Origin of the sequence: Microbacterium sp. Leaf203, assembly GCF_001421275.1 — a bacterium.
Classification (GTDB): domain Bacteria; phylum Actinomycetota; class Actinomycetes; order Actinomycetales; family Microbacteriaceae; genus Microbacterium; species Microbacterium testaceum_A.
On sequence record NZ_LMKF01000025.1, the window covers coordinates 227,487 to 251,254 of the forward strand.

26 protein-coding genes and 1 tRNA gene are annotated in these 23,768 nt (G+C 70.3%); 11 read left to right on the forward strand and 16 right to left on the reverse strand.

The genetic code is table 11. The features are described 5' to 3' along the window. Positions 1 to 55: 55 nt before the first annotated feature. Positions 56 to 466, reverse strand: coding sequence for a hypothetical protein (locus ASE56_RS11025; RefSeq protein WP_056229215.1), 411 nt, complete (start codon positions 464 to 466; stop codon positions 56 to 58). 133 nt (positions 467 to 599) lie between these two features. Here ASE56_RS11025 and ASE56_RS11030 point away from each other — a divergent pair, with 133 nt between their 5' ends. After that, positions 600 to 905 (forward strand): hypothetical protein, encoded by a 306-nt coding sequence (locus tag ASE56_RS11030; RefSeq protein ID WP_056229218.1) that lies wholly within the window; start codon positions 600 to 602, stop codon positions 903 to 905. Positions 906 to 932: 27 nt separating this feature from the next. Here the strand turns inward: ASE56_RS11030 and ASE56_RS11035 are convergent. From ASE56_RS11035 to ASE56_RS11045, 3 genes are all read right to left on the reverse strand, one after another. Then, positions 933 to 1,005: transfer RNA gene (locus ASE56_RS11035), tRNA-Thr, on the reverse strand. Positions 1,006 to 1,066: 61 nt separating this feature from the next. After that, positions 1,067 to 1,444, reverse strand: a complete 378-nt coding sequence (locus ASE56_RS11040) for a hypothetical protein (RefSeq protein ID WP_056229222.1) — start codon at positions 1,442 to 1,444, stop codon at positions 1,067 to 1,069. A gap of 42 nt (positions 1,445 to 1,486) precedes the next feature. Then, positions 1,487 to 2,467, reverse strand: coding sequence for a thioredoxin domain-containing protein (locus tag ASE56_RS11045; RefSeq protein WP_056229226.1), 981 nt, complete (start codon positions 2,465 to 2,467; stop codon positions 1,487 to 1,489). A 212-nt stretch (positions 2,468 to 2,679) separates the two neighbouring features. On the opposite strand from ASE56_RS11045, the gene ASE56_RS11050 reads away from it, so the two are divergent. Next, a complete protein-coding gene (locus tag ASE56_RS11050) occupies positions 2,680 to 3,783 on the forward strand; it encodes an ABC transporter ATP-binding protein (RefSeq protein WP_056229229.1) in 1,104 nt (367 codons plus the stop codon). Positions 3,784 to 3,863: 80 nt separating this feature from the next. Beyond that, the gene (locus ASE56_RS11055) at positions 3,864 to 5,186 is read left to right on the forward strand and encodes a DUF4032 domain-containing protein (RefSeq protein ID WP_056229232.1); all 1,323 of its coding nucleotides are present in this window, start codon (positions 3,864 to 3,866) and stop codon (positions 5,184 to 5,186) included. 94 nt (positions 5,187 to 5,280) lie between these two features. Here ASE56_RS11055 and ASE56_RS11060 read toward each other — a convergent pair whose 3' ends face one another. The 3 genes from ASE56_RS11060 to cysS all read right to left on the reverse strand — a co-directional run bounded on the left by ASE56_RS11060 (position 5,281) and on the right by cysS (position 8,435). Further along, a complete protein-coding gene (locus ASE56_RS11060; protein WP_056229236.1) occupies positions 5,281 to 5,922 on the reverse strand; it encodes an NAD(P)-dependent oxidoreductase in 642 nt (213 codons plus the stop codon). A gap of 121 nt (positions 5,923 to 6,043) precedes the next feature. Next, positions 6,044 to 7,042 (reverse strand): 23S rRNA (guanosine(2251)-2'-O)-methyltransferase RlmB, encoded by a 999-nt coding sequence (gene rlmB / locus ASE56_RS11065; protein ID WP_056229240.1) that lies wholly within the window; start codon positions 7,040 to 7,042, stop codon positions 6,044 to 6,046. After that, the gene (gene cysS, locus ASE56_RS11070; RefSeq protein WP_056229243.1) at positions 7,035 to 8,435 is read right to left on the reverse strand and encodes a cysteine--tRNA ligase; all 1,401 of its coding nucleotides are present in this window, start codon (positions 8,433 to 8,435) and stop codon (positions 7,035 to 7,037) included. Before cysS ends, rlmB begins: the two co-directional genes overlap by 8 nt. Before the next feature lie 77 nt (positions 8,436 to 8,512). Here cysS and ASE56_RS11075 point away from each other — a divergent pair, with 77 nt between their 5' ends. Continuing rightward, entirely contained in the window at positions 8,513 to 8,965 is a 453-nt protein-coding gene (locus ASE56_RS11075) for a GNAT family N-acetyltransferase (protein WP_056229869.1), read from the forward strand. Here the strand turns inward: ASE56_RS11075 and ASE56_RS11080 are convergent. Together ASE56_RS11080 and ASE56_RS11085 are read right to left on the reverse strand one after the other, a co-directional pair. Continuing rightward, complete coding sequence (locus ASE56_RS11080) at positions 8,962 to 10,164, reverse strand: bifunctional 2-C-methyl-D-erythritol 4-phosphate cytidylyltransferase/2-C-methyl-D-erythritol 2,4-cyclodiphosphate synthase (protein WP_056229246.1); 1,203 nt, start codon at positions 10,162 to 10,164, stop codon at positions 8,962 to 8,964. The two genes, ASE56_RS11075 and ASE56_RS11080, sit on opposite strands and share 4 nt — an antisense overlap. Positions 10,165 to 10,279: 115 nt before the next feature. After that, the gene (locus ASE56_RS11085; protein ID WP_056229249.1) at positions 10,280 to 10,762 is read right to left on the reverse strand and encodes a CarD family transcriptional regulator; all 483 of its coding nucleotides are present in this window, start codon (positions 10,760 to 10,762) and stop codon (positions 10,280 to 10,282) included. 160 nt (positions 10,763 to 10,922) lie between these two features. On the opposite strand from ASE56_RS11085, the gene ASE56_RS11090 reads away from it, so the two are divergent. After that, complete coding sequence (locus tag ASE56_RS11090; protein WP_056229254.1) at positions 10,923 to 11,483, forward strand: hypothetical protein; 561 nt, start codon at positions 10,923 to 10,925, stop codon at positions 11,481 to 11,483. Between the two features lie 55 nt (positions 11,484 to 11,538). Here ASE56_RS11090 and ASE56_RS11095 read toward each other — a convergent pair whose 3' ends face one another. Further along, on the reverse strand, positions 11,539 to 12,222 hold the full coding sequence (locus ASE56_RS11095) for a response regulator transcription factor (protein WP_056229258.1): 684 nt from the start codon (positions 12,220 to 12,222) through the stop codon (positions 11,539 to 11,541). After that, positions 12,219 to 13,433, reverse strand: coding sequence for a cell wall metabolism sensor histidine kinase WalK (locus ASE56_RS11100; RefSeq protein ID WP_056229261.1), 1,215 nt, complete (start codon positions 13,431 to 13,433; stop codon positions 12,219 to 12,221). The genes ASE56_RS11095 and ASE56_RS11100 overlap by 4 nt, the downstream gene beginning before the upstream one ends. Positions 13,434 to 13,605: 172 nt before the next feature. Between ASE56_RS11100 and phoU the strand changes: the two genes are divergently transcribed. Continuing rightward, positions 13,606 to 14,289 carry a phosphate signaling complex protein PhoU gene (phoU, locus tag ASE56_RS11105; protein WP_056229266.1) on the forward strand — a complete coding sequence of 228 codons (684 nt, stop codon included), beginning with the start codon at positions 13,606 to 13,608 and terminating at the stop codon, positions 14,287 to 14,289. A gap of 63 nt (positions 14,290 to 14,352) precedes the next feature. Here the strand turns inward: phoU and ASE56_RS11110 are convergent, their stop codons facing one another. Then, positions 14,353 to 15,099: a phosphoglyceromutase gene (locus ASE56_RS11110; RefSeq protein WP_056229269.1), complete on the reverse strand. Its 747-nt coding sequence runs from the start codon at positions 15,097 to 15,099 to the stop codon at positions 14,353 to 14,355. A 62-nt stretch (positions 15,100 to 15,161) separates the two neighbouring features. Between ASE56_RS11110 and ASE56_RS11115 the strand changes: the two genes are divergently transcribed. After that, a complete protein-coding gene (locus tag ASE56_RS11115) occupies positions 15,162 to 15,950 on the forward strand; it encodes a class I SAM-dependent methyltransferase (RefSeq protein ID WP_056229272.1) in 789 nt (262 codons plus the stop codon). Between the two features lie 3 nt (positions 15,951 to 15,953). Here ASE56_RS11115 and ASE56_RS11120 read toward each other — a convergent pair whose 3' ends face one another. The 4 genes from ASE56_RS11120 to ASE56_RS11135 all read right to left on the reverse strand — a co-directional run bounded on the left by ASE56_RS11120 (position 15,954) and on the right by ASE56_RS11135 (position 19,171). Further along, positions 15,954 to 17,063 (reverse strand): aromatic acid exporter family protein, encoded by a 1,110-nt coding sequence (locus tag ASE56_RS11120; protein ID WP_176786384.1) that lies wholly within the window; start codon positions 17,061 to 17,063, stop codon positions 15,954 to 15,956. Further along, positions 17,060 to 18,148, reverse strand: a complete 1,089-nt coding sequence (locus tag ASE56_RS11125; RefSeq protein ID WP_056229280.1) for a folate-binding protein YgfZ — start codon at positions 18,146 to 18,148, stop codon at positions 17,060 to 17,062. Before ASE56_RS11125 ends, ASE56_RS11120 begins: the two co-directional genes overlap by 4 nt. A 2-nt stretch (positions 18,149 to 18,150) precedes the next feature. Continuing rightward, positions 18,151 to 18,750, reverse strand: coding sequence for an FABP family protein (locus ASE56_RS11130; RefSeq protein WP_056229283.1), 600 nt, complete (start codon positions 18,748 to 18,750; stop codon positions 18,151 to 18,153). 130 nt (positions 18,751 to 18,880) lie between these two features. Beyond that, positions 18,881 to 19,171: a hypothetical protein gene (locus ASE56_RS11135; protein ID WP_056229286.1), complete on the reverse strand. Its 291-nt coding sequence runs from the start codon at positions 19,169 to 19,171 to the stop codon at positions 18,881 to 18,883. 114 nt (positions 19,172 to 19,285) lie between these two features. Here ASE56_RS11135 and ASE56_RS11140 point away from each other — a divergent pair, with 114 nt between their 5' ends. From ASE56_RS11140 to ASE56_RS11155, 4 genes are read left to right on the forward strand one after another with little or no spacing between them, the layout of a single operon-like run. Next, positions 19,286 to 19,978, forward strand: a complete 693-nt coding sequence (locus ASE56_RS11140) for a winged helix-turn-helix domain-containing protein (protein ID WP_056229289.1) — start codon at positions 19,286 to 19,288, stop codon at positions 19,976 to 19,978. 56 nt (positions 19,979 to 20,034) lie between these two features. Beyond that, a complete protein-coding gene (locus ASE56_RS11145; protein WP_056229292.1) occupies positions 20,035 to 22,203 on the forward strand; it encodes an RNA degradosome polyphosphate kinase in 2,169 nt (722 codons plus the stop codon). Further along, complete coding sequence (locus ASE56_RS11150) at positions 22,200 to 23,150, forward strand: NUDIX domain-containing protein (protein WP_235556980.1); 951 nt, start codon at positions 22,200 to 22,202, stop codon at positions 23,148 to 23,150. The genes ASE56_RS11145 and ASE56_RS11150 overlap by 4 nt, the downstream gene beginning before the upstream one ends. Then, on the forward strand, positions 23,147 to 23,761 hold the full coding sequence (locus ASE56_RS11155; protein ID WP_056229294.1) for a hypothetical protein: 615 nt from the start codon (positions 23,147 to 23,149) through the stop codon (positions 23,759 to 23,761). The genes ASE56_RS11150 and ASE56_RS11155 overlap by 4 nt, the downstream gene beginning before the upstream one ends. The last annotated feature ends 7 nt before the right edge of the window (positions 23,762 to 23,768 follow it).

Sequence of the window (23,768 nt, forward strand, 5' to 3'; positions counted from 1 at the left end):
ACCTCGCCGTTCCGCGAGTGGACCGCCGCGCACGGAGGCTGAGTCCGCGAGGACGTCAGCGGGGGCTCGAGGGCGCCGCGCCTGCGGAGGATCCTCGCTGGCCGCTCTCGCGGTCCCACTCGAGCGACTTCCACTGGAGAAACGTGCAGAGGTTGCTCGCCACGACGAGTTCGGCGGCGAGACTGGCGATCTCGTGCACGGACAACCCGAGTTCCCGGGGCTGCGGAGTGATCGTCATCTCCCACAGCGGGTCGTCCCAGCCGCGCGGCTTCATGTAGACCGAGGACGAGGCATACCGAAGGCGCAGGATCACCAGCCCGGTGTCCTCTCCCCCGTCGTCCTCCTGGGGCGCCACGGAGATGCTGCCCGCGATGCAGTGCTCGTTCTCTTCGAACTCGTCCACCCAAACCTGCAGTTGCTCGCGCGAGCGCCGCGGCGGGGAGTCTTCGATGTCGGCGTCGGTCACGGGCCGAGCTTACGTTTCCGGCGTTCGTTATGACGAAACTCCGTCAGGGGTTGACGCCCCGCAGTGTGCCTCGCGCTCCCCCGTTCCGGCAACCCCCGTCCGGCATCGATGGAACACGCCTACCGTGCGTGTCATGGGACAGAGCATCGAACGATTGCGGATCGCCGTCGACGGCGTCTCGCACGCGCTCGCGCCCCTCGAGCACGCGGACGACCTGCGCCGTCAGGTCCTCGCCGCCGTCCACGCCGGTGGAGGCTTCCTGACGGTGACCACCGACGACGGCAGCAAGCTGAGCATTCTCGTCACCCCCGCCACCTCGGCCACCATCTCCGTCGTGACGGTTCATCTGCAGGAGGACACGGCGGATGCGCAACAGGCCGCCTGGGCGCCGCCCTCTATCAACTACGACGACGACGACACGCCCTTCGACGTCATCTGAGCGATCCCGCGCAGGGGATGGATGGGGTGCCGGCTACAGGACTTGAACCTGCAACCCCCGTATTACAAGTACGGTGCGCTACCAATTGCGCCAAGCCGGCGTGAGACGGGGAGCGTCTCGATGGACGAGTCTAGAGCGGCGGGCGGGCCGCTCTCGACGCGTCAGACGGCGTGGGTTCCGCTCTCGCGGTCCCACTCGAGGGACTTCCACTGCAGAAAAGAGCAGAGGTTGCCCGCGACGACGAGTTCGGCGGCCAGGCTCGCCATCTCGTGCGGCGTGAGGGTGAGATCGTCGGGACGCGACGTCAACGTCGCCTCCCACAGCGGCTCGTCGTAGCCCTTGGGCTGCATATAGATCGACGCGCGCGCGTTCATCAGGTTCATCACCACGAGACCGGTGTCCTGACTGTCGGCGTCCTCTTGCTCGACGACCTTCAGCTGGCCGGCGAACAGATGCCCCTGCTCACGGAACTCCTGCACCCAAACCTTCAGCTGCGCCAGGGACCGCCGCGGCGGGGAGTCCTCAAGCTTCTCGTTCATACGACCAGAATCGCACACCACAGGCCTCTTCGAGGGATCGAATCAGCCCGCGGGCGTCGTCGACGGGGTGGTCGACGGCGTCGGGGTGGCGGTCGAGTAGTACGCGTTGCTGTCGACCGTGAGTACGAACTGGGCGAACTCCTTCGCGTCGTCCATATTCCCGACGTACTCGGTGCCGTTGACGAGCACGGTCGGGGTCGCCGTCAGCGCCTGCCCCTTCGTGCCGGGCAGCCCCTTGATGGCGCGATCGGTCGCCGCCTTCGCCCAGGCCGTGTAGGTCTCGTCTTCGATGCAGTCGCGCACCGTGCCGATGTCGCTCACGCCCGCGCCCTGCGCCATGTCGGCGAGCTGCTGGTCGCTGTAGCCGTCGGAATCGACAGCGGGCTGGTTGGTGAGCAGCTCGTGGTTGAACGCGAAGAACCGGTCGGACGAGTGGGTCGCGACGCAGGCGGCGGCACCGGCCGCACGCAGGCTGTACTTCGTGCCGTTGGACTTGGACGTCAACATCGCCACGGGGTAATAGGTGAGGGTCGCGGCCTTGTCTCCGACCCACTTCGACAGCTGGCTGGCGTTCGCGGACTGGAACTCGCGGGCCTCGGCCGACATGTAGTCGACGTACACGCGGATGTCGACGGGAGCGGCCGTGCCCGTGGGCTCCGGCGTCGCCTCGGCGGTGGGCGCGGGCGCGTCTCCGGGAGGAGTGGCCTGGGCCGACGTCGTGGCGGCGCTGCCGTCGACGGTCTGGTCGGCAAGGGGGTCGGCCACCTGCGAGGCGTTGGTGATCACGAAGCCGTCGTCGGTCGCCGCGTCGGGGAGAGCCTGCGAGCGGGCCTCGCGGGAGTTCAGGGCGAACGAGACTCCCACCGCGGCGACCGCGATCACGGCGACGGCGCCCACGCCCAGCAGCGAGCGGCGCATGATACGCCACCGCGTCTGCTTCGCCTTGACCTGCTGCGCCTTCTCGCGCACAGCCTCGCGGCGGTCGCGTTCTGCTGGCACATTCGGTGACTGGTCGTTGGACATGAAACCTTCCGGGCACGGACGATGCCGCATGAAATCAGGGGGGCCGCGCGGGTGGGGCGACCGAGCATCGATGGTAGCCAGGCTGGCTGAGAAATGACCAGACACGTGCGATACTGACCCTGCGTCCAACGTCGGGCGCACGGGGTCGCCCCCGTTCATTCCATTCACTACGGATCGTCCGGCACGTACCTGCCGGTGAAGGAGAAGAAAACATGGCGTCCGTCACCTTCGACAACGCAACCCGTCTGTACCCGGGCGGAACCCGCCCCGCGGTGGACAAGCTGAACCTCGACGTCGCAGACGGCGAGTTCCTCGTTCTCGTCGGCCCCTCGGGCTGCGGAAAGTCCACGTCGCTGCGCATGCTCGCCGGCCTCGAAGAGGTCAACTCGGGCCGTATCCTCATCGGCGACCGCGACGTCACCGACGTCCCGCCGAAGGACCGCGACATCGCGATGGTGTTCCAGAACTACGCGCTGTACCCGCACATGACCGTCGCCGAGAACATGGGCTTCGCGCTCAAGATCGCCGGTGTCGGCAAAGAAGAGCGCGCAGCCCGCGTGCTCGAGGCCGCCAAACTGCTCGACCTCGAGCAGTACCTGACCCGCAAGCCCAAGGCCCTCTCGGGTGGTCAGCGTCAGCGCGTCGCCATGGGTCGCGCCATCGTGCGTCAGCCCCAGGTCTTCCTCATGGACGAGCCGCTGTCGAACCTCGACGCCAAGCTCCGCGTGCAGACGCGCACCCAGATCGCATCGCTCCAGCGTCGCCTCGGCGTCACCACGGTCTACGTCACGCACGACCAGACCGAGGCGCTCACCATGGGCGACCGCATCGCCGTGCTGAAGGACGGCCTGCTCCAGCAGGTGGGCACCCCGCGCGACCTGTACGAGACCCCAAAGAACGTCTTCGTGGCCGGCTTCATCGGCTCGCCCGCGATGAACCTCTTCACCGCCGACCTGGCCGAGGGTGGCGTGCAGTTCGGCAACCTGGTCGTTCCCGTCGAAGCCGACACCATCGGCAAGGCCAACGGCTCCGAGGTCACCATCGGCGTGCGTCCCGAGGACATCCAGGTCGCTCCCGCCGACGGCCGCGGCCTCTCGGTCGTCGTCGACCTCGTCGAGGAGCTCGGCGCCGACGGCTACCTCTACGGTCACACCGACATCAACGGCAAGCGCACCGACCTGGTCGCGCGCGTCGACGGCCGCCGTCACCCCAACGCGGGCGAGACGGTCGTGCTGGCGCCGGTCCCCGGCCACGTGCACGTCTTCGACGTCGAGACGGGCGAGCGCCTGACCGACCGGGCCATCGCTTCGGCCTGACCCACGCTTCGACGCGGCGCGTCCTCGATCCCGATCCGTCGGGTCGGGGGCGCGCCGCACCGTTTCCCCCGGAGGTACCCGTGTCCGAATCCCTCAGCATCACGGCCAGCACCGTCGACCCGGGCCTCCTGCAGCTGCCCTGGTCGACCGGCCTCGCCGACTGGCCCAGCAGCCACATCGTGGCGCTTCCGAAGGGCATCTCGCGGCACCTCGTGCGCTTCGCCAACCTGTCGGGTCGGGTTGTCGCCATCAAGGAGACGACCGAAGAGATGGCACGGCGCGAGTACGACATGCTCGGCAACCTCGACCGTCTCGACGCCCCCTGCGTCGACCGCGTCGCGGTGATCGCCGGTCGCACCGACGCCTCGGGTCGCCCGCTCCCCGCCGCGCTCGTGACGGCGCACCTGCGCTTCTCGCTCCCCTACCGTGCCCTGTTCACGCAGGTGCTCCGCCCGCACACCGCGACGCGCCTCGTCGACGCCCTGGCCGTGCTGCTGGTGCGTCTGCACAACGTGGGCTTCTACTGGGGCGACGTCTCGCTGTCGAACACCCTTTTCCGCCGCGACGCCGGCGCGTTCGCCGCGTACCTGGTCGACGCCGAGACGGGTGAGCTGCACGGCAACCGCCTGACGCCGGGTCAGCGTGCGCACGATCTCGACATCGCCCGCATCAACATCGCCGGCGAGATCATGGATCTCGAAGCCGGGGGCCGCCTCGAGGGCGGAGTGGATGCCGTGGCCATCGCCGACGGTCTCGTCTCGTCGTATCACTCGCTGTGGGGGGCTCTCACCGACAAGGAGTCCTTCGCCGTCGACGAGTCGTGGCGCATCACCGAGCGCGTGCATCGGTTGAACGCCCTCGGCTTCGACATCGGCGAGATGTCGATCCGCACGGCCAGCGACGGCACGAAGGTGTCGATCCAACCCAAGGTGGTGGATGCCGGACACCACCAGCGCCGCCTGCTCCGTCTGACCGGCCTCGATGTCGAAGAGAACCAGGCCCGTCGACTGCTCAACGACCTGGACGAGTTCCGGGCCCGCGTGTCACGCCTCGGCGCCGATGAAGAGATGGTCGCGCACGAGTGGCTCACCCGCGTGTTCGAGCCGATCGTCATGGCGATCCCGTGGGACCTGCGCGCCAAGCTCGAGCCCGCCGAGGTGTTCCACCAGGTACTCGAACACCGCTGGTACATGTCGCAGGCGCGCGGTCGTTCGGTGCCCCTGGCCGAGGTCGTGAGTTCGTACATCGACGACGTCCTGCGTCACCGTCGCGACGAGGCCACCGTGATGGGCCCGCCCACCGACACGATGTCGCTGCCGACGGTCTCCGACGCCGACGCTCCCGAAACCGGTGAGGTCCCCACGACCGAGACCGACGCGGTGGACTGGCGCGACCTGGTCTGACCGCTCCTCGGGCCGGGCACCGCGCGCCCGGAACGACGGAGGCCGTGTCATCCGGATTCGATCCCGGATGCCACGGCCTCGGTGTCTCGCGGGCTCAGTACCCCACGGTGAAGCGCTCGCGCGTGTGCTTCGGGTTCTCGATCTCGTCGAGGACCGCGATCGCGAAGTCGGCACCGCCGATGAACGAGTTGCCTTCGTCGTCGACGACGAGCACGTCGCCGCCGTCGCGGTACGACCCGGTGCGCTCCCCCGGAGCCCACGCGCCGAAGCCGCCGGCGGGGTGGATGTAGAACCAGTCGCGACCGGTGTCGTCGGCCTGGAGGTCCTCGAGGATGCCGTACGCCTCGAGGGCCTCGGGCTTGAACTCCTCGGTGAACTCGGCGGTGTCGACCAGGCGCGGGCCGCCCTCGGCGACCAGCGATCCACCCGCGCCACCCACGACGCCGATGCGGACGCCGTCGGGGAGCGCGGCCACGAGCTCGGCGATCGCGGGGCGCAGCTTGCCCTCCATGTCGCCGCGGGGGGCCACGGCCGACACGACCACGTCGACCCCCTCGAGCTCGGCGACGAGCCCGGGGACGTCGAGCACGGTGCCTTCGACGTAGGTCGCTCCCTCGATGCGCTCGGCCGGAACCGAGCGGGCGACCGAGACCACGGTGTGGCCGCGGCGCACGGCTTCGGTCACGATGTGGCTGCCGGCGTAGCCGGTGCCTCCGATGACGGCGATGCGGGGCATGGGCGTTCCTTTCGTCAGTCTGCTGGACGGAACCACGTCCTCATCCAGCGTGCCGTGATCGGGGCGCCCGGGCAACGCGACCCGGCGTGTTCGTCGGGCTTTCAGAGCAGGATCGTGGAGCTTACCGAGCCGCGCGCAGCGTCGAAACCTGGTACAGAGCGACGGATGCAGCGATGCCGGCGTTGAGCGACTCGGTCACGGCCGAGATCGGGATCGACACGACCTGGTCGCAGGTCTCGGTGACCAGGCGCGACAGGCCCTTGCCCTCCGAGCCGACGACGATCACGACGGGACGATCCGCGAGCTCGAGGGCGGGCAGCGAGACGTCGCCGTCGCCATCGAGGCCGAGCACGAAGACACCCTGCTTCTTGAATTCCTTCAGCGTGGCCGTGAGGTTGGCCGCCAGGGCGACGGGGATGCGGGCGGCGGCCCCGGCGCTGGTCTTCCACGCGGCGGAGTTGACGCTCGCCGAGCGACGCTGCGGGATGATCAGCCCCTGACCGCCGAACGCGCCGGTCGAGCGGATGATCGCGCCGAGGTTGCGGGGGTCGGTGACGCCGTCGAGCGCGACGAGCAGGGGCACCTGGCCCTTGTCGATGATCTGCTCGAGCAGGTCCTGCGGGTGGGCGTAGGCGTACGGGGGCACCTTGAGGGCGACGCCCTGGTGCACGCCGTCGAAGCCGGCCATGCGGTCCAGCTCGGGGCGGGTGACCTCGAGCACGGGGATGCCGCGGTTGGTCGCCATGGACAGCATCTCTTTGACGCGGTCGTCCATCTCGATGCGCTGGGCGACGTACATCGCCGTGGCGGGGATCTTCGCGCGGAGCGCTTCGAGCACCGAGTTGCGACCGGTGACCGTCTCGGTGTCGTCGGCCGCCTTGGGGCTCTTGCGGTTCGGGTTGCTGCCGACGGCGCGCACGCCCGGCTTCGCCTTGCCGCCGGCGGCGGCGTAGCGCTCCTGGGCGGCCTTGCGCTTGCCCGCGGGGTGCCAGGCGCGGTCCTCGGCCTTGGGGGTCGGTCCGCGACCCTCGAGTCCCTTGCGGACGTGGCCGCCGGTCCCCTTCAGGGGGCCCTTCTTCTTGCCGGGGTTGCGTGCTCCCGGGCGTCCAGGCTTAGCCATCGATACTCCAATGCGTTCCGGCCGGAGTGTCCTCCAGCGTGATTCCTGCGGCGGCGATCGCGTCTCGAATGCGATCCGCGGCCGCCCAATCCTTGTCCGCGCGTGCCTGCGCACGCTGCGTGATCATCGTCTGGACGAGGGCGTCCAGAGCGGCGGTCTCCGCTCCCCCGCCGGTGCCACCCCACTGAGAAGAGTGAGGGTTGAGACCCAGGACGAGCGTCATCTGCGAGACGTCCGAGACGTCCTGCTTCGCTTCATCGTACTTGCCGGCGTCGAGCAGCGCATTTCCCGAGCGGATGCTCGTGTGGATCGCCGCCAGCGCCCGCGGCACCGAGAGGTCGTCGTCCATCGCTTCGACGAACTCCGTCGGGAGCCCCTCCTTCGCCTCGGTCCATCCCGGCTTCACGAGGCGAGCGGCTCGGTCGAGGAAGGTCCGGATGCGACCGAGAGCCGCCTCGGCCTCGGCCCACGAGGCTTCGGTGAGGTCGAGGTTCGAGCGGTAGTGGGCCGCGGCGAGGGCGTAGCGCACCACGAGCGGGTCGTGAGCGTCGAGCACGTCGGATGCGAGGGTGAAGTTGCCCAGCGACTTCGACATCTTCTGCCCGTCGACCGTAACGAGACCGTTGTGCACCCAGTACCGGGCGAACGGGTCCCCGGCTGCGGTCGACTGGGCGATCTCGTTCTCGTGGTGGGGGAAGCGCAGGTCGAGACCGCCGCCGTGGATGTCGAACTCGGGCCCCAGGTATCGACGCGACATCGCCGAGCACTCGATGTGCCAGCCCGGGCGCCCCGCGCCCCACGGCGAGGCCCAGGTCGCCGAAGCGGGCTCCCCGGGCTTCGCGCCCTTCCACAGGGCGAAATCGCGCGGGTCTCTCTTGCCCCGGGGGTCGGCGTCGGCGGCCGGCTCCATGGCATCCAGGCTCTGCCGCGTGAGCTCGCCGTAGGCGGGCCACGATCGCACGTCGAAGTACACGTCTCCGGCAGCGGCGTAGGCGTGACCGCGCTCGATGAGCTCCGAGATGAGCTCCTGCATCTGCGTCACCGAAGCGGTCGCGCGGGGCTCGTACGTCGGGGGAAGGATGCCGACGGCCTCGTAGGCCCGCGAGAACTCGAGCTCCATGCGGTAGGCGAGAGCCCACCACGGCTCGGTGTCCCGCGCGTTGGCGAGGACCTTGTCGTCGATGTCGGTGACGTTGCGCACGAAGGTGACGCGACCGTAGCGGTGCGCGAGCCAGCGGCGCAGCAGGTCGAACGCGAGAGCCGCGCGGACGTGACCGATGTGGGGACCCGACTGCACGGTCGGCCCGCAGACGTACACCGTGACGTTCGAGGGGTCGAGGGGGACGAAGTCGCGCAGAGCCTGCGCCTTCGTGTCGTAGAGCCGAACAGTCACCGCCCCAGCCTATCGGCCGCCTCCCCGCGCGACCCGAGCGTGAAACATGGGGTCGTTAGGGTGCGGGAGTGCCCCTCATGATCCGCCCCGATGACCTGTCCGGAGACGCCACGCGCGCTCTCGTCGCCGCGCACCTCGCCGGCATGCTCGAGAACACACCCGTCGAGAGCGTGCACGCGCTCGACGTGGACCGTCTCGCCGCCGACGGCGTCACGGTGTGGTCGGCGTGGGTGGACGACGAGCTCGCCGGTATCGGCGCGTGCAAGGACCTCGACGGGGGCCGGGCCGAGCTGAAGTCGATGCGGGTCGTGGAGGGCTTCCTCGGCCAGGGGATCGGTCGCGCCATCCTGCGGCACATCATGGACGATGCACGGGAGCGCGGCATCCGGAGTCTGTGGCTCGAGACCGGGAGCACCGACGACTTCGTGCCCGCGCGACGCCTCTACGCCAGCGAGGGTTTCGTCGAATGCCCGGCGTTCGCGCCCTACGCGCCCGACCCGCTCTCGACCTTCATGTCGCGCGAGCTCTAGGCCGGCAGGAGCAATGCCGTCGCGAAGGCGGCCACACCCTCGGTGCGTCCCGTGAAACCGAGACCGTCCGTCGTGGTGGCGCTCACCGATACCGCCGCACCGCCGAGGGCGGCCGACAGCACCTGCTCGGCCTCGACGCGACGCGACGCGAAGCGCGGGCGGTTCGCCTGCACCTGCACCGACACGTTGCCGATGCGCCATCCTGCGGCTCCGAGCAGGCCGACGGTGTGCGCGAGGAAGGCGGCGGCGTGCGCTCCGGCGAATTCGGGCCGGTCCGTGCCGAAGTGCGTGCCGATGTCACCGAGACCCGCGGCCGCCAAGAGCGCGTCGACGATCGCGTGGGCGACGGCGTCACCGTCGGAGTGGCCCGAGAGCGCCTGCTCCCCCGGCCATTCGAGCCCCGCGAGCCAGAGCGTCCCCTCGCCGCCGAAACCGTGCACGTCGGTGCCGATCCCCACGCGCGGGGCCGTGTGCACCGGCGCCTGGACGAGGGATGCCGCGGGAATCGCCTGCAGAAGAGCTCGAGCACGGTCGAGGTCGGGGCCGGTCGTGATCTTGAACGCCACGGCGTCCCCCTCGACGGTGACCACGGAATGCCCCGCCGCGGCGACGGCCGCCGCGTCGTCGGTGTGGTCGACATCGACCGACGCGAGCGCCGATCGGAGCACGGTCCGCAGGAAGCCCTGAGGGGTCTGCGCGGCGGCGAGCTCCGAGCGGTCGACGGGTCCGACCACGCGTCCGTCCTCATCGACCCGCTTGATGGTGTCCACCACGGGGAGCGTCGGAATGACCGCCGCGGCTCCGGCGTCGATCGCCGCGACCACACGGTCGAAGACGGCGGCGGGCGTCAGCGCGCGCGCCGCGTCGTGGACCAGGACGATCTCGACGTCGGCCCACAGCGCGTCGAGGCCCGCGACGACCGATTCCTGACGGGTGGCGCCGCCCACCACGACGGTGACGAGATCGGCGCGATCGCCCGCGGCATCCCGCGCATCGGTCAACGCCTCGCCCTCGTACCCCGGGGGCACCACGACGACCACCTGCGCGGTCGTCGCCGCGAACACACCGCGCAGGGCGTGGTGCAGGATCGACCGGTCGTCGATGCCGACGAACGCCTTCGGCGCTCCACCCTTCAGACGGGTGCCGGAGCCGGCGGCGACGACGATGACCGCGAGACGGGGAACGGGGGTGAGAGTCACCCGTTCACGCTAGCGCGACCCGTCATGCGCCGCGGAACGCCGAAAGCCCCGGCCTCGTCATCGGTTCTCGACGACGGGGACGGGGCGTCAGCGCGGGGGTCCCGGCGCCGGGGCGTCAGGACGCGAGGACCTCGTCGAGCACGACGCTCGCACGGTCTTCGTCGGTCTTCTCGGCCAGAGCGAGCTCGGAGACGAGGATCTGACGGGCCTTGGCCAGCATGCGCTTCTCGCCGGCGGACAGACCGCGGTCCTGATCGCGGCGCCACAGGTCGCGGACGACCTCGCTCACCTTGATCACGTCGCCCGACGCGAGCTTCTCGAGGTTCGCCTTGTAGCGACGCGACCAGTTGGTCGGCTCCTCGGTGAAGGGTGCGCGCAGCACCTCGAAGACGCGGTCGAGACCCTCTTTGCCGATCACGTCGCGAACGCCGACGAGGTCGACGTTGTCAGCCGGGACCTCGATGACGAGGTCTCCCTGCGTGACGTTGAGCTTCAGGTATTTCTTCGTCTCACCCTTGATAACGCGTTCCTTGACCTCGATGATCGTGGCCGCGCCATGGTGCGGGTAAACGACGGTCTCGCCAACCTCAAAAAGCATGGAGTTATGTCCTTTCGGCAACATCCAGGATACCACAGGCCCGCATGCGCTAAGGTTCCGCCCACCTCGCAGCCTTCCCCTCCTCGCGCGCGTGGGGGCGGCTCGACACCGCGGACCCCGTAGGATGATCTGGATGCCGTCTGTCGATCTTGGAGGATCCGTGAAAACGCGCCTGATCGCGTCCATCGCCGTGGGTGCCGCTGTCGTGCTCGGCACGACTGGATGCAACATCCTCGCCCCGCAGGCGACCACCATCGATTACTCCGCGTCGGACGGCGTGAACGTGCCGGCCGACTCCGGCCCGCTGCACGTGCGCAACGCGCTGATCGTCGCCAACGACGACGGCACCACCGGCAACTTCGTCGCGGCCATCGTCAACGACACCACCGAGCCGCTCACGCTGCGCCTCGAGGTCGGCGAAGGTTCGACCGCTGTCCGCTCGTCGGTGAACGTCCCCGCCAACCGGACCCTCAGCCTCGGCGACCTGGCCGACGACGTCGAGCCGCTGCGCCTCGACGACATCGACGCCGTGCCCGGTTCGACCGTGCCCGTGTACTTCCAGTCCGGCGACGGACAGGGCGCACTCATCCAGGTCCCCGTGCTCGACGGTGCACTCGAGTACCTCGCTCCCCTGGCGCCGACCCCCGAGGCCACGTTCTCGATCCCGGCGACGCCCTCGGCCACGCCGACCCCGACTCCCAGCGCGACGCCCGCGTCCTGAACGAACGACGAAGGCGCCGACGGTCTCCGTCGGCGCCTTCGTCGTTCCCGCGGGGTCAGGCCTCGAAGCGGTACCCCAGACCGCGCACGGTCACGAGCATGCTCGGCTCGCTCGGGTTCTGCTCGATGCGCGAGCGGATCCGCTTGATGTGCACGTCGAGGGTCTTGGTGTCACCGAAGTAGTCGGTCCCCCACACGCGGTCGATGAGCTGACCGCGCGTGAGCACGCGACCGGCGTTGCGCATGAGCACCTCGAGCAGCTCGAACTCCTTGAGGGGGATGTTGATCTCGCCGCCATCCACGGCGACCGTGTGGCGATCGATGTCCAGCACGACGCGCCCGCCCGACAGGACCCGGTCGTCGAGGTCGGCCTCCTCGGGCGTGCGGCGGCGCAGCACGGCGCGCATCCGCGCGAGGAGTTCGCGGGTCGAGTAGGGCTTCGTGACGTAATCGTCGGCGCCGAGTTCGAGACCGACGACGATATCGACCTCGGAGTCCTTCGCCGTGAGCATGATGATCGGCACCTGCGAGGTCAGACGCACCTGACGACATACCTCGGTCCCCGGCATCCCGGGGAGCATGAGATCCAGCAGGAGGATGTCGGCTCCGCGCTCGCGGAAGGCGACCAGCGCGAGGGCGCCGTCCTCGGCGATCTCGACTTCGTACCCCTCCCGGCGCAGCAGGTAGGCCAGCGGGTCGGCCAGATCGGGTTCGTCCTCGACGATCAGAACGCGGGTCATGCGGTGTCTCCCTTCGCGGGTACGGGGGTCGTCGCGGAGCCCTTGCGGCCCTTGCGACGGGGTTTGGGGCGGACGCTCTCGAGGTCGGGAGCTTCCGACATCGGAAGGCGGATGGTGAAGGTCGAGCCGCGGTCGGGCCGAGACCACAGCCGTACCTCTCCCCCGTGGCGCTGGACGGCGTGCTTCACGATCGACAGGCCGAGTCCCGTTCCACCGGTCCGGCGCGAGCGCGCCTGGTCGGCGCGGTAGAAGCGCTCGAAGACGCGGTGCTGGTCGCTCTCGGGGATGCCGATCCCGCGGTCGGTGACGGCGATCTCGACGACCGTGTCGTCGAGCTTGATGCCCACACCGACCTTCGATCCCTCGGGCGAGTAGGCAATGGCGTTGGCCACCAGGTTGCCGACGGCCTCGGTGAGGATCTGCGGCTCCCCGCGCACCCACAGGCCCTTCGTCCCCCCGCGGACCACCGTGACCTGGGCGGCATCCGCCTGGATCGCGTACCCCTCGACCGCGGCCGTGACGACCTCGTCGATCGAGACGTCGCGCACGTCGCGCAGCTCGTCGGAGGCCTGCAGGCGCGAGAGGCTGAGGATGCGGTTGACGAGCGCAGCCAGTCGGGTGACCTCCGCCTGCAGGCGCGACGAGAAGTGCCGCACCTGGGCGGGGTCGTCGGCGGCGGACTCGATCGCCTCGGCGAGAAGGCTCACCGCGCCGACGGGGGTCTTCAGTTCGTGGCTCGTGTTGGCCACGAAGTCGCGCCGCATCTCTTCCACGCGCTCGTGCTCGGTGATGTCGCGCAGGACGAGAAGGGTGAGGCGGGCCGAGATGGGCGTGGCCCGCACGGCCACGAGGCGCGGTTCGGCGGGAGCGGCGCCGCGGCGCAGGCGCAGGTTCTCGGCGATGCCCGAGCCGGTGTCGCGCGCCACCCGGGACACGCGCTTGAGCTCCTCGCTGGCGATCACCTCTCCGGCGTGGACGCCGAACACCTCGGCGGCCGGCGAGAGCGCCAGCACGGTCGATGAGGTGTCGCAGACGAATGCGGGGTCGTCCATCGCCCCCAGCATGGCCTCCACGCCCTCGGGCACCTCCGAGGAGGTCTGTGCGAGGGAACGGTCGCGAGCGCGGAGGGCTGCGACCACGAGGCCGACCACCGCGGCCCCGACCAGGAGTCCTGCGAGGAGCGCGAGCAGCACGAGCTGCGGTTGTTCCATGCCCCCAGCGTAGAGCCGCCTCCCGGGCGTCACCGGCCGTTCACCCCCGTGCAGGCCGCGGCAGAGGCTACTATTCACTGTCACAGCACCACTCGTTAACCTTCGCTGGGAAGAATCCCCGAGGGTTGCGGGACACCTATGTGCCGTGCCGCCGACGAGGAAGGTACCCGCCATGCGCGAAGTATTCCACCAGTCCCTCGAGGACGTTCAGAGCCGACTGGTCGAAATCGCCGACCTCGTGACCGTCGCGATCGACCGCGCCACGCGCGCCTTCGGCACGAGCGACGTCTCCCTCGCCGAAGAGGTCATCGAAGCCGACGCCGTCATCGACGAGAAGGCCTTAGAGCTCGACGAGCTCGCGATCGAGATCCTCGCCCGCCAGCAGCCCGTCGCCCGCGACCTGCGCATCGTCGTCACCGCCCTCCGCGTGAGCGCCTCGCTCGAGCGCATGGGCGACATGGCCGAGCACATCGCCCAGCTGGCACGTTCGCGCTTCCCCGAGCGGGCCATCCCCAAGGGCCTGAAGAGCACCTTCACCCGCATGGGCGAGCTCGACGTCGAGGTGGCGCGCAAGCTCGCCGAGCTGCTGCGCACGCAGGACCTGCGCATCGCCGAGGCCATTCGCGACGCCGACGACGACATCGACGAGCTGCACGTCAGCGTCTTCGAGAAGGTGCTCGGCGACTCCTGGAAGGGCGAGGCCACCGCCACGGTCGACGCCACCCTCGCCAGCCGGTACCACGAGCGTTTCGCCGACCACGCCGTCTCGGTCGCGAAGAAGGTCGTCTACCTCGCGACGGGCGACTGGGCCGGCGCCGACGACGAGTCCGCTCACGAACCGAGCCCGGTCATCTGAGCCCAGAACAAGAGAAGAGGGGGTGGATGCCGATCGGCATCCACCCCCTCTTCTGTTCCGGCGTCAGTGCTTGTTGCCCTGAGCGGCGACGGCGGCGGCACCGGCGGCCGCGGCCTCGGGGTCGAGGTACTCGCCCGGGCCGAGCGGCTTCATGTCGTCGTCGAGGCGGTACACCAGCGGGATGCCGGTGGGGATGTTCAGCTCGGCGATGTCGGCGTCGCTGATGCCCTCGAGGTGCTTGACCAGCCCGCGCAGCGAGTTGCCGTGCGCGGTGACGAGCACGGTCTTGCCCGCCTGCAGGTCGGGGACGATGTCGCTGTGCCAGTACGGCAGCATGCGGTCGATGACGATCTTCAGCGACTCGGTGTCGGGCACCGCGCCGTCGATGCCGTCGTAGCGGGGGTCGCCCACCTGGCTGTACTGGTCGTCGGCGGGCAGCGCCGGCGGCGGAACGTCGAACGAGCGGCGCCAGAGCATGAACTGCTCGTTGCCGAACTCCTCGAGGGTCTGCGCCTTGTCCTTGCCCTGCAGAGCGCCGTAGTGACGCTCGTTGAGGCGCCACGACCGCTTGACAGGGATCCAGAGGCGGTCGGCGGCGTCGAGGGCGAGGTTGGCCGTCTGGATCGCGCGGCTCAGCACCGAGGTGTGCAGCACGTCGGGCAGAACGCCGGACTCGGCGAGCAGCTCGCCGCCGCGCTTCGCCTCGGCCTTGCCCTGATCGGTGAGTCGCACGTCGACCCAGCCGGTGAACTGGTTGGTCTTGTTCCACTCGCTCTGCCCGTGGCGGAGGAGGATCAGCGTGTGAGGCATGACTCCATGCTACCGAGACGAGCGCCGCGGACCGGGGCCGCGAGGCCTGGCAAAATGTTCGGGTGACCCCCTCCCCCGTCGGCCGGCCCACACGCGGCACGACCGGGGTCAACCGCCTCCGCCGGATCGATCGCTGGATCGCCCGTCACCCCGTCCTCCGCCGCGCCGATGACCCCCTCGTCGTCGACCTGGGCTTCGGAGCCAGCGCCGTGACACCCCTCGAGCTTCTCGCCCGTCTGCGCAGTCAGCGACCGGATGCCGAGGTCCTCGGTCTCGAGATCGACCCCGACCGCGTCGCTCGGGCGCGCGAGCAGGCCGTCGGCGTCGAGGGCGTGTCCTTCGCGCGCGGCGGGTTCGAGGTGCCGCTGCCCGGGAGCCGTCGTCCCGCGGTCATCCGCGCCATGAACGTCCTGCGGCAGTACGACGAGGACGACGTCGCCGACGCCTGGGGCCGCATGTGCGCGCGGCTGCAGCCGGACGGCATCCTGGTCGAGGGCACCTGCGACGAGATCGGTCGCATCGCGACCTGGGCCGAGGTGGGGGCGGATGCCGTTCCCCGCAGCCTCACCCTCTCGCTGCGTCTCGCCGAGCTCGACTCCCCCGCGATCGCCGCCGAACGTCTGCCGAAGGCCCTGATCCACCGCAACGTCGAGGGCGAGCGCGTGCACGAGTTCGTGGCATCCCTCGATCGGGAGTGGACCCGCGCTGCGGTGGTCGCCCCGTTCGGGCCGGTCCACCGTTGGCGCACGGCGATGCGGGCCCTGGCAGACGCGGGGTGGCCCCTGCTGCGCCGCGAGCGGTGGAGACTCGGCGAGGTGGGCGTGGCGTGGGAGGCCGTCGCTCCGCGCTGAGCCTCAGACGCGCGGCAGGAGTTCGCGCGCGTCGGCCGAGGGCATCCCGGCGGCGACGAGCAGATCGACGGCGAGCGGACGCAGGGCCGCGATCAGGTTGAGCTCGCCGACGCGTCCGTCCGGAAGGAGGGCCGCCGGATCGAGCCGCCGAGCGACCGCCCCGATCGCCTCCCGGGCGACGGGCTCGAGCGAGATGTCGTCGAGGCCGTCGCGCACGAGCCCCGCCCCTCGGGCCAGCTCGGCCAGAAGGTCGGCGGGAACGGGCCGGCTCTCGCCGTCGGCGCAGAGGTACGCCGCACGCCGAGCGACGACGCGCAGATTCCGCGTCGTGAGATCCAGCGCCCCGCGCACTCGCTCATGGCGGTCGAGTTCGGTCCGCTGGCGGCGCAGGAACGGCGAGATGCGGGCGACCTCGCGACCGGATTCGAGCGACCCGCTCCACGCGTCGACGTAGGTCTGCAGCGAACGGGCACGCTCGAGACCGCGCTCCGCCCGAGCCCGGTCGCCCTTGCGCAGGGCCCGAACGATCGTGTCCATGGCCGCGTCCATCGCGTCGAACAGCTCGTCGGCGTCGCGCAGCTCGGTGCGACGCAGAGTGCGCGGGATGAGCGCGGTCACGATCAGCGCCGCGACACCCCCGACCGCGCCGTCGACCAGGCGGAGGAACGGGACGCCCGAGACCAGGACGAGGGCGATGAGCGACTGCACCACCGCGGCGAGCGCGAACCCCGGCTGCGGCGAGAGGAAGCGCGCGACCACGAGCGTGACCGTCATCGCGAGGGCGATCTGCCACCATCCCGCGCCCGCCACGATCAGCACGACCTCGGCGATCAGGATGCCGACCAGCATGCCCATGACCGTCTCGGCCACCCGCCACGGACGTGCGTCGCGAACGAGGCCCAGGCTCGACACCGTCACGGTCGCCGCCAGCAGCGGCACCGGATGCCCGAGGACGACGTGGGCGAACGCGAAGGCGGCCGTGGCGGCGACGACGATCTGGGCGATCGCGGGGAGCGACTCGCGGACGCGGACGAAGCGACGACCCAGCGTCGTGCGCCAGCGCGAACGGGCGACGACGACCCCGACGGTCGTCGAGGAGTCGTCGGTGCTCATTCCGCGGCGCGGCGGCGCCCGAGGCGCGGCAAGCGGGGAACCGAGGCGGTGGCCCCGGCGTCGGCCGGCACGACCGTCTCGGCTGCGGCGGCGAGCGGGCCATCAGCGGTGTCGACGACGAGGGGCTCGCCCTCGGGGGCGGTGCGCTTGACGAGGGCGAGGGCGATGGGGCCCTCCTCGTGGTGCACGGCGACCGAGGTGATGGCGCCGATCACGGTGTCGCCCGCGCGGACGACGTCTCCGCGAGAGGGGAGGACGTTGTCACTGCCGTCGAGCTGCAACGCCACGACGCGACGCGGCGGGTGACCGAGGTTGTGCACCTTGGCGACCGTCTCCTGGCCGCGGTAGCAGCCCTTCGACAGGTGCACCGCCGTGCGGAGCCAATCCATCTCGTGCGGGAGGAGCCGCTCGTCGGCGTCGACGGACACCCGGGGACGCCACGCGGCCACGCGCAGCGCCTCGACGGCGTCGAGACCGGCCAGAGCCGTCTGCCCCGCCGCGGCGGACGCGATCACGCGCTCGTACTCCGCGGCATCCACGATCGCTTCGGCCCAGTCGCGGTCGGCACCCGGGTGCGGGTCGACACGGGCGTACGCCCAGCCGCCGGGAGAGACGTCGGGCCACGGATCGACCCAGACCGGGGCGACGGTCGTGAGGGCGCTGACGGCCTCGCGCGTGCCACCGAGGACGAACAGCTCGTCCGAACGATCCGTCACCACGACGCGCAGGCGGAACCGCATGCGCGTGAGCCAGGTCGCGAGGGCCTCGGCGTCGGAGGCGTCGACGAGGAGCCACGTGATCTCGCCGTCGTCGACCACCGAAGCGGCGTGCTCGACACGCCCCTGCGGGTCGAGGATGAGGAACTCGGTCGAGACCCCGGGCGCCAGGTGCGTGAGCGCCTGCGACGACAGGGAATCGAGCCAGCTACGGCGATCCTCGCCCGATACCGTGATGATACGGCGGTCACCGAGCGGGGCGAGGGCGGATCCGGATGCCAAGCGGCGCTGCTCCGCGACGGGAGCACCGACGTGGCGGAGGCCCCGGTCGTCGACGACCGCACCGGGGACGTCCGAGAACGAGGTCATGCTCACTCCGCCCGAGCCAGTCGAGCCGAGGCGTGCGAGCCGAGCTCGCGACCGAGGGCGGCGATGTCCCAGGCCCACAGCAGGTGATTGTCGACGAGACCGTAGAGGCGGGTGGCCGCGGTGTAGGACTTCGCTCCGGCCGTGCGGACGACGGCATCCGTCGCCAGATCGATGCGCGGGCCCTTCACCTGCCCGACGTAAAGCTCCAGGATGCCGTCTGCGTGCGCCAGGCTCACCTCGATGTCGAAGCCACCGTCGGCGTTGCGGAGCGCTTCGACGTCGTCGGCCGTCCGGGTCACCGGGGCCGCGGTCGCCGGGAGCAGTCCCGGACCGGCATCGGCGTCGCCGACCGGCCGTGCGAGGCGCCAGTAGCCGATCTCGGAGACGAGCGGTCGTCGCTCTTCTCCCTCGAGGAGCCACGCGTCGGCGGAGTAGTTCAGGAACGCACCGCCATCGTGGCTGAAGCTCACCCGGTGGGCGAACTCACCCGAGAAGGATCGGCCGTCGACCTCGTAGTCGATGACGCCGGTGCCCTCCCAGACGCCGACCAACCACGAGAGCGGAACGAGGTCGGCCGGAAGATCGGTCGGGATCTCGATCACGACGCGCTCAGCGCTGGCCGCGGTAGAGGTTCCAGATGACCGTCCCGGACACGAAGGCGATCGCCAGCGAGGCGAGGCCGAGAAGTCCCACGAAGAACGCTTCGAGCGCGAAAAGGTCCATAGCTCGATCCTAGCCCGACACCAGCGCGGCGAGACCGAACCCCGCAGTGATGATGCCGAGCACCACCATGGCGCCGACGCTGCTCAGCGCCATGCGCTGGATGAAGGCCTGCGATCGGCCGTACCAGAGCTGCACGGCGAAGGCCACGATGATGCAGCCGCCCAGGGCCACGGTGATCCACTGCGCGCGCCAGGGCTCGGGGGCGAACAAACCGATGAGCACACCCGCGACGGCGGCGAGCACCCACACAGCGACGACGCCGCCGAAGGTGCGGCGCGGCGCGAGGTCGGGCGTGGACATGCCCCCATCATCACCCACGACGCCCCCGACGCGCACGCGCAGCGCCGGTGTCGAGGGGCTGCGCCCGTCACCCTAAGATGATCGGGTGCGCGGCACGCCGCACGGGAGGTCCTCTTGGCACAGCTTCTGGTACTCAGCTCCGCCCCGGGCGGCGGCGCGGCCCTGCCTGCGCTCGAACTGCTGAGCCACCGCGTCCGACAGATCCCCGCCGAGGCCGCGCAGCTGGTGAACGCCCCCAGCGCCGACGTCATCTTCGTCGACGCGCGCTTCGACCTGGTCGGCGCGAAGTCGCTCAGCAAGATCCTGACGACCACCGGCGTCGAGGCGCCGCTCGTGCTGATCGTCACCGAGGGCGGACTCACCGCGGTCTCCACCGACTGGGGCATCGACGACGTCGTCCTGGTCGGCGCCGGTCCCGCCGAGATCGACGCGCGCATCCGACTCGCGATGGGCCGTCGCGCCGCCGATCAGGTCTCCACGCGCATTCAGACCTCGGGCATCACGATCGACGAGTCGTCCTACTCGGCGAAGGTGCACGGCAAGCCCCTCGACCTCACCTACAAGGAGTTCCAGCTCCTGCACTTCTTCGCCACGCACCCCTCGCGCGTCTTCACGCGCGAACAGCTGCTGAGCGAGGTCTGGGGCTACGACTACTTCGGCGGCACGCGCACGGTCGACGTGCACGTGCGACGCCTGCGCGCGAAGCTCGGCGATCTCGAGCAGCTCATCGGTACGGTGCGCAACGTCGGCTACCGGTTCAACGTCTACGAAGACGACGCCCCCGCCGCGGCATCCCCCTCCGCATAAAGCCACACGCACCGCGTGTTCACTCCCGTGTCACCGACCCCTGCAATGATGTGGGGATGATGGAACACGACTCGCTGGATGCCGGTCTCGGCGACGCCGACGACGACGACTTCGACGAGGCCGTAGAGGCCGAGGACGACCAGCTTCCCGACCACCGCTACCTCGACCGCGAGATCAGCTGGCTGTCGTTCAATCAGCGCGTGCTCGAACTGGCCGAAGACCCCACGGTCCCCGTGCTCGAGCGCGCGAACTTCCTCGCGATCTTCGCCAGCAACCTCGACGAGTTCTTCATGGTGCGCGTCGCCGGCCTCAAGCGCCGCATCGTCACGGGCCTGGCCGTCCCGACCAACGTCGGTCGGGCCCCGCTCGACGTACTCGCCGACATCTCGGCCGAGGCGCACCGCCTGCAGCTGCGCCACGCGGCCGCCTGGACCGAGAAGGTGCGCCCCGCTCTCGCCGACGCCGGTATCGAGGTCGTCACGTGGGGCTCGCTCGACGAGCCCACCGCCGAGCGGCTCACCGAGTACTTCCAGCGCAACGTCTTCCCGGTGCTCATGCCGCTGGCCGTCGACCCCGCGCACCCGTTCCCGTACATCTCCGGCCTGTCGCTGAACCTCGCGATCCGCATCCGCAACGCCCGCACGGGCCGCCAGGAGTTCGCGCGTCTCAAGGTGCCCCCCATGCTCCCCCGCTTCGTCGAGATCGGCGGAGACGGGCCCGGCGTGCGCTACCTGCCGCTCGAGGAGCTCATCTCGAACCACCTCGGCGACCTGTTCCCCGGGATGGAGGTCCTCGATCACCACGCGTTCCGCTTGACGCGAAACGAGGACATGACGATCGAAGAGGACGAGACCGAGAACCTCATCCAGGCGCTCGAGGCCGAGCTCCTGCGTCGCCGCTTCGGCCCGCCCATCCGCCTCGAGATCACCGAGGACATGGACGACGTGACCCGCTCGCTGCTGCTGAGCGAGCTCGACATCACCGAGCAGGAGGTCTACCGGCTGCCCGGCGCCCTCGATCTGCGCGGCCTGTTCGACCTCTCGCGCATCGACCGGCCCGATCTGCGCTACCCGCCGCATGTGCCCAAGACGGCTCTGGCCTTCCAGCCGCCCGAGCAGAACGGCCGCGCCGACCTGTTCGGCGCGATCCGCAAGGGCGACGTGCTCGTGCACCACCCCTACGAGTCGTTCGCGACGAGCGTGCAGGCCTTCCTCGAGCAGGCCGCCCGCGACCCGCACGTGCTCGCGATCAAGCAGACGCTGTACCGGACCTCGGGCGACAGCCCCATCGTGCAGGCGCTCATCGACGCGGCCGAGGCCGGCAAGCAGGTGCTCGCGCTCGTCGAGGTGAAGGCCCGCTTCGACGAGGCCAACAACATCGTCTGGGCGCGCAAGCTCGAGAAGGCGGGCGTCCACGTCGTCTACGGTCTCGTCGGCCTCAAGACCCACTGCAAGCTCGCTCTCGTCATCCGCGAAGAAGAGGGGCGCCTGCGCCACTACAGCCACGTCGGCACGGGCAACTACAACCCCAAGACGAGCCGTATCTACGAGGACTTCGGCCTGTTCACCGTCGACGACCAGGTCGGTCGCGACCTCACGCGTCTGTTCAACGAGCTGAGCGGGTACGCGATCGAGAAGAAGTTCAAGCGTCTGCTCGTCGCACCCCTGCACCTGCGCCGAGGGCTCCTGCGCCACATCGACAAGGAGCGCCGCAACGCTCTCGAGGGCAAGCCCTCGGGGGTGCGGATCAAGGTCAACTCGATGGTCGACGAAGAGATCATCGATGCCCTGTACCGCGCGAGCCAGGCGGGCGTGCCCGTCGAGGTGTGGGTGCGCGGCATCTGCTCGATCAAGCCCGGCGTCCCCGGGATGAGCGAGAACATCACGGTGCGCTCCATCCTCGGCCGTTACCTCGAGCACTCCCGCATCTTCACGTTCGAGAACGACGGCGACCCGCAGGTGTTCATCGGCAGCGCCGACATGATGCACCGCAACCTCGACCGCCGCGTCGAGGCCCTGGTCCGCGTGGTCGACCCCGTGCAGGTGCAGGAGCTGACGACCCTGTTCACCCTCGCGATGGACGACGGGACGAGCTCATGGCACCTGGGGTCCGAGGGCGAGTGGACGCGGCACAGCGTCGACGATGCCGGGGCGCCCCTCATCGACCTGCAGGAGCACACGATGACTCTCGTCCAGCGCAAGCGTCGGGCCCGGACGGCGCGGTGACGAAGACCGAGATCGAGACCGCTGTCTACGCGGCCGGCGGTGTGGTGTGGCGGCAGGTCGAGGGGAAGCTCCGCATCCTGCTCATCCACCGCACGAAGTACCGGGATCTGACCCTCCCGAAGGGCAAGGTCGACCCCGGCGAGACGCTCGCCGAGACCGCGGTGCGCGAGATCCGTGAGGAGACCGGCATCCGCGTCTCGCTGGGGGTGCCCGTCGGGGTCTCTCGATACCGGATGCCGAGTTCACGCACCAAGATTGTGCACTACTGGGCGGCCGAGGCGACCGATGCCGCCGTGCGCAGCTCGACGTTCGTGCCGAACAAAGAGGTCGCGGCGATCGAGTGGGTGAGCCTGAAGAAGGCCCGCAAGAACCTCAGCTACCCCGTCGACATCGAGATCCTCGACGAGTTCACGCGGATCGTCGAAGAGGGGGCCCTGCCCACCTTCCCGATCGTCGTGCTGCGCCACGGCAAGGCGCGGGCCCGCGAGGGGTGGGAGGGCTCCGACAGCGCCCGCCCCCTGACCCCGCGCGGGCGCCGCCAGGCCGAGGCGATCGTCGGTCCCCTCCTCGCCTTCGGTGTGCGTCGGGTCTACTCGAGCCCCGCCGAGCGCTGTGTCCGCACCGCCACTCCCCTCGCCCAGGCGCTTGGCCAGCGCGTCCACCTGACCGAGGCCGTCAGCCAGGACGCGTGGGAAGAGGGCCGCGCCGACGCCCGGTCGCTCATCGGCGAACGGGTGCGCGCGCGCAAGCCGGTCGTCGTGTCGAGCCACCGACCCGTCCTGCCCGACATCCTGCACGAGCTCGCGCTCGCGACCGGAACCATGGGCGGCTCGTACCTCGGGAGCGCTTCGGCGCTGGAGCCCGCGGCGTTCTCGGTCGTGCACATCCCCGTCGAGCACCCCGGCGCCGGCATCGTGGCCATCGAGACGCACGAACCGAAGGTGTGACGCTCCCCACCGGCATCCGACTCGCCTGGCGCGAGGTCCCTGCTGGTGCCCCGCGTCGCGACGTGTCGCGGGCGCTCCTGACCGAGCTCCTGCCGGGCGCGCGGTTCCGTTCGCGATGCCCCGCGTGCGGCGGAGACCATGGCCGCATCCACGTGGAGGGGGCGGATGCCGCGGTCTCGGTGTCGTACGTCGAGGGGTGGGCCGTCGCGGTGGCAGCGCAGGGTCTCGAGCGCGTCGGTCTGGATGCGGTGCCCACCGATGCGGGGGGTCTGGAGCGGGTGCTTCCCCGGCTCGCGCCCCCAGGACCGGACGATCTCGAGTCGCCTGCTCCGGAAGCGTGGGCGGATGCCGGCGGGTCGAGCGCCGCGCCCGCCCGGACGTGGGCGCGCGTCGAGGCCGTCCTGAAAGCCGACGGACGCGGGCTGACCGTCGATGCTCGACGGGTCGCCGTCCAGGGGCACGGGGACACGTGGGTGGCTCGAATCCTCCCGTCCGCCTCACGCGGTCCGTCCCCCGCGGAGGGCCTCCCGCGCGAATGGCGCGGGTGGGACCTCGATGGTCCGACGAACGTCGTGCTCGCCGTGGCGGTGGAGAGCGCCTCGGGCCTCTGACCCTGAC